Genomic DNA, 4,229 nt, shown 5'->3' on the forward strand with positions numbered 1-4,229 from the left:
GCTTCCTCCAGACCACCGGGACCAATCACCTTCTACAACGGCCTGGCCTACTTCCGTGCCTGTGCCGATGGATGGGCTCTGCGAGATGTGTATATGCCCTAGCACTTCCGTGGGGGCGAGGAACCCGAGCTGGAATGATGCCGCGATCCTCCGGCAGGACGGAGCGGGGCGCGAAGGAACTCGACAGAGGGATCTTGCTACCAGGAATCCCTTCTCATGCGCCAGACTAGGCCGGGCCATTCGCCAAATTGCGCGCCGGCGCGGAAGATCGACAAGAAATTTCGCCGACATATCTCCATCCTGTCTGCCGCGGGCGCAGCCAGCGGCAGCGAAGCCTCGGCCGACGAATTGGCACTGGTCTGGCGGTGTGCAAATATCCTGGCCGGGCAACAGTGGAGGACCGAGATCATGGCCGATGCCGGAATGCTGCGCTTCCATGTTCCGGAACCGGAAGTGCGGCCGGGCGGGACGCCGGATTTCTCTAATGTGAGCATTCCAAAAGCTGGCTCGGTGCCGCGCCCGAAGATCGACGTCGACCCTCGCGACATCCGCGATCTGGCCTTCTCGATCATTCGCGTGCTCAACCGCGCCGGCGAGGCGGTCGGGCCGTGGGCAGGACTGCTTTCGGACGACGAGTTGCTGGAGGGGCTGCGCCATATGATGACGCTGCGCAGCTTCGATGCGCGCATGCAGATGGCGCAGCGCCAGGGCAAGACCTCTTTCTACATGCAGCATCTCGGCGAAGAGGCAGTGAGCTGCGCCTTCCGCAAGGCGCTGTCGCGGGGCGACATGAATTTTCCGACCTATCGGCAGGCCGGCCTGCTCATCGCCGACGGCTACCCGATGGTCACGATGATGAACCAGATCTATTCGAACGAGGCCGATCCGCTGAAAGGGCGGCAATTGCCGATCATGTATTCGTCGAAGGAGCACGGCTTCTTCTCTATCTCCGGCAATCTGGCGACGCAGTACATCCAGGCGGTCGGCTGGGCGATGGCCTCGGCAATCAGCAACGATTCAAAGATCGCCGCCGCCTGGATCGGCGACGGTTCGACCGCCGAGTCCGACTTCCATTCGGCGCTAGTGTTCGCCTCGACCTACAAGGCGCCGGTCGTGCTCAACGTCGTCAACAACCAGTGGGCGATCTCGACCTTCCAGGGCATCGCCCGCGGCGGTTCCGGCACTTTTGCCGCCCGTGGGCTCGGCTTCGGTATTCCGTCCCTGCGCGTCGACGGCAACGACTATCTCGCCGTCCATGCGGTGGCCAAATGGGCGGCGGAACGGGCGCGCAGCAATCTCGGGCCGACGCTGGTCGAATACGTCACCTACCGCGTCGGCGCCCATTCGAGCTCCGACGACCCGTCGGCCTACCGGCCGAAGGCCGAGTCCGATGCCTGGCCGCTCGGCGACCCGATCGTCAGGCTGAAGAACCATCTCATCCAGCGCGGCGTCTGGTCGGACGAACGCCACGCCCAGGCCGAGGCGGAAATCCTCGACACGGTGATTTCGGCGCAGCGGGAGGCCGAGCGCCACGGCACGCTGCATGCCGGCGGCAAGCCCTCGGCGCGCGACATGTTCGAGGGCGTCTATGCCGAGATGCCGCCGCATCTCAGGCGCCAGCGCCAACAGGCAGGGGTCTGACCATGCCGCGGCGGACCATGATCGAGGCGATCCGCGACGCCATGGACGTGTCGATGGCGCGCGACGAGCGCGTCATCGTGTTCGGCGAGGATGTCGGCTTCTTCGGCGGCGTCTTCCGCTGCACCCAGGGCCTGCAGGCGAAATACGGCAAGAGCCGCTGCTTCGATGCGCCAATCAGCGAATCCGGCATTGTCGGCGCGGCCATCGGCATGGCCGCCTACGGGCTGAAGCCTTGCGTCGAGGTGCAGTTTGCCGACTATGTTTATCCGGCCTATGACCAGATCGTCTCGGAAGCCGCGCGGCTGCGCTACCGGTCGAACGGCGACTTCACCTGCCCGATCGTCGTGAGAATGCCGACCGGCGGCGGCATTTTCGGCGGCCAGACCCACAGCCAGAGCCCGGAGGCGCTGTTCACCCACGTCTCCGGCCTGAAAGTCGTGGTGCCCTCGAACCCGCATGACGCCAAGGGCCTTTTGATCTCGGCGATAGAGGATCCGGACCCGGTGATCTTTCTGGAGCCGAAGCGGCTCTACAACGGCCCCTTCGACGGTCATCACGAGCGGCCGGTAACGCCATGGTCGAAACATGAGCTCGGCGAAGTCGCCGACGGCCATTACACGGCGCCGCTCGGCAAGGCGGTGATCCGACGGCCGGGTGCTGCAGTCACCGTGCTTGCCTATGGCACGATGGTCTACGTTGCCCAGGCGGCAGCCGAGGAGACCGGCATCGATGCCGAGATCATCGATCTGAGGACGCTGCTGCCGCTCGATCTCGAGACGATCGTCGCCTCGGTCAACAAGACGGGGCGCTGCGTCATCGTGCATGAGGCGACGCTGACATCGGGGTTCGGCGCCGAACTTTCGGCGCTGGTTCAGGAGAGCTGCTTCTACCATCTGGAAGCGCCGGTGGCGCGGGTCACCGGCTGGGACACGCCCTATCCGCATGCGCAGGAGTGGGACTATTTTCCCGGTCCTGCCCGGCTAGGCCGCGCGCTCGTCGAAACGGTGGAAGCCTGAAGGGGGAACGATGGGCGAATATGTTATCAAGCTGCCCGATGTCGGCGAAGGCGTCGCCGAGGCCGAGCTCGTCGAATGGCAGGTCAAGGTCGGCGATCTCGTGCGCGAGGATGCCGTGCTGGCCGCTGTCATGACCGACAAGGCGACAGTCGAAATTCCTTCGCCCGTCGATGGCGAAATCGTCTGGTTGGGCGCCGAGATCGGCGACACGGTGGCGATCGGCTCGCCGATTGTCAGGTTGAAGGTGGCGGGCGAGGGTAATGTCAGGGATGCTGCGTCGCAGGCCACTGAGGCGGGCGCCAAGAATACCCCCACCCCTAACCCCTCCCCACAAGGCGGAGGGGGACGTGCCGCAACCTCCAAGGCCGAACCCGAGACCGCTCCACGATCATCTGGAAAAACACCAACGCATAAGGGACTAAGTGCGGCGGGTGGCGAATCCCCCTCCCCCTTGTGGGGAGGGGTTAGGGGTGGGGGTACTGCGCCGGCTTTCGGAGGTACAGCGCCGGTCGGCGCGCCGCGTCCCGAAGGCGAAAAGCCGCTGGCGTCGCCCGCCATCCGGCTGAGGGCCAAGGAGGCGGGCATCGATCTCAGGCAGGTCCCGGGAACCGGCCCAGCCGGCCGCATCCGGCACGAGGATATCGAGGCTTTCCTGGCGCGCGGACCCCGGCTCGCCAAGGTTTCCGGCCTTGCCCGCAACGAGGCGGTCGAGGACATCAAGATAGTCGGGCTCAGGCGAAAGATCGCCGAGAAGATGACGCTGGCCAAGTCGCGCATCCCGCATATCACCTATGTCGAGGAGATCGACGTCACCGCGCTCGAGGATTTGCGCGCCGCGCTCAACAAGGAGAACCGGCCGGGCGGGGACAGGCCGAAGCTGACGCTGCTGCCGTTCTTGATGCGGGCGATGGTCAAGGCAATCGCCGACCAGCCCAATGTCAACGCACTGTTCGACGACGAAGCCGGCATCGTCCACCAGCATGGCGGCGTCCATATCGGCATCGCCGCGCAGACGGCTTCCGGGCTGATGGTGCCGGTGGTCAAGCACGCCGAGGCGCGCGACATCTGGGACTGTGCAGCCGAGGTTGTCAGGCTGGCCGAGGCAGCAAAATCCGGCACGGCGACGCGCGACGAACTCTCGGGATCGACCATCACCGTCACTTCGCTGGGCGCCATGGGCGGCGTGGCGACGACGCCGGTGATCAATCATCCGGAAGTGGCGATCGTCGGCGTCAACAAGATGATGGTGCGGCCGGTATGGGACGGTACCCAGTTCATCCCGCGCAAGATGATGAACCTGTCCTCCAGCTTCGACCACCGCGTCGTCGACGGTTGGGACGCGGCGGTGTTTGTCCAGCGGATCAAGGCGCTGCTGGAAACGCCGGCGCTGATTTTTGTGGACTGATGAGATGAGAACGGTCGCAAAGGCCCCCTCGCCCGGCAGCATGGGGCGCCGGGACGCTGGCTCCCCCTTCTCCCCTTGTGGGAGAAGGTGTCGCCGAAGGCGACGGATGAGGGGTGCTCCAGCTTGGCGCCGGCGGCATTCCGTCCAACACCCCTTGTGTCTCTCGA

Annotated in this window: 3 protein-coding genes; all 3 read left to right on the forward strand. The window is 65.2% G+C overall.

The features are described 5' to 3' along the window. Positions 1 to 408: 408 nt before the first annotated feature. The 3 genes from NKI18_RS33200 to NKI18_RS33210 are packed head-to-tail and all read left to right on the forward strand — an operon-like array spanning position 409 to position 4,062. A complete protein-coding gene (locus NKI18_RS33200; RefSeq protein ID WP_254817940.1) occupies positions 409 to 1,641 on the forward strand; it encodes a 3-methyl-2-oxobutanoate dehydrogenase (2-methylpropanoyl-transferring) subunit alpha in 1,233 nt (410 codons plus the stop codon). A 2-nt stretch (positions 1,642 to 1,643) separates the two neighbouring features. Continuing rightward, on the forward strand, positions 1,644 to 2,657 hold the full coding sequence (locus tag NKI18_RS33205; protein ID WP_353022054.1) for an alpha-ketoacid dehydrogenase subunit beta: 1,014 nt from the start codon (positions 1,644 to 1,646) through the stop codon (positions 2,655 to 2,657). 10 nt (positions 2,658 to 2,667) lie between these two features. Next, the gene (locus NKI18_RS33210; RefSeq protein WP_352622707.1) at positions 2,668 to 4,062 is read left to right on the forward strand and encodes a dihydrolipoamide acetyltransferase family protein; all 1,395 of its coding nucleotides are present in this window, start codon (positions 2,668 to 2,670) and stop codon (positions 4,060 to 4,062) included. The last annotated feature ends 167 nt before the right edge of the window (positions 4,063 to 4,229 follow it).

Source organism: Mesorhizobium sp. M0800, assembly GCF_040320095.1.
Classification (GTDB): Bacteria; Pseudomonadota; Alphaproteobacteria; order Rhizobiales; family Rhizobiaceae; genus Mesorhizobium.

What these genes read in the sequence shown, in the direction of transcription:
- NKI18_RS33200 (WP_254817940.1), top strand. Translation starts at nt 409, where the DNA reads ATGGCCGATGCCGGAATGCTGCGCTTCCATGTTCCGGAACCGGAAGTG.
- NKI18_RS33205 (WP_353022054.1), top strand. Translation starts at nt 1,644, where the DNA reads ATGCCGCGGCGGACCATGATCGAGGCGATCCGCGACGCCATGGACGTG.
- NKI18_RS33210 (WP_352622707.1), top strand. Translation starts at nt 2,668, where the DNA reads ATGGGCGAATATGTTATCAAGCTGCCCGATGTCGGCGAAGGCGTCGCC.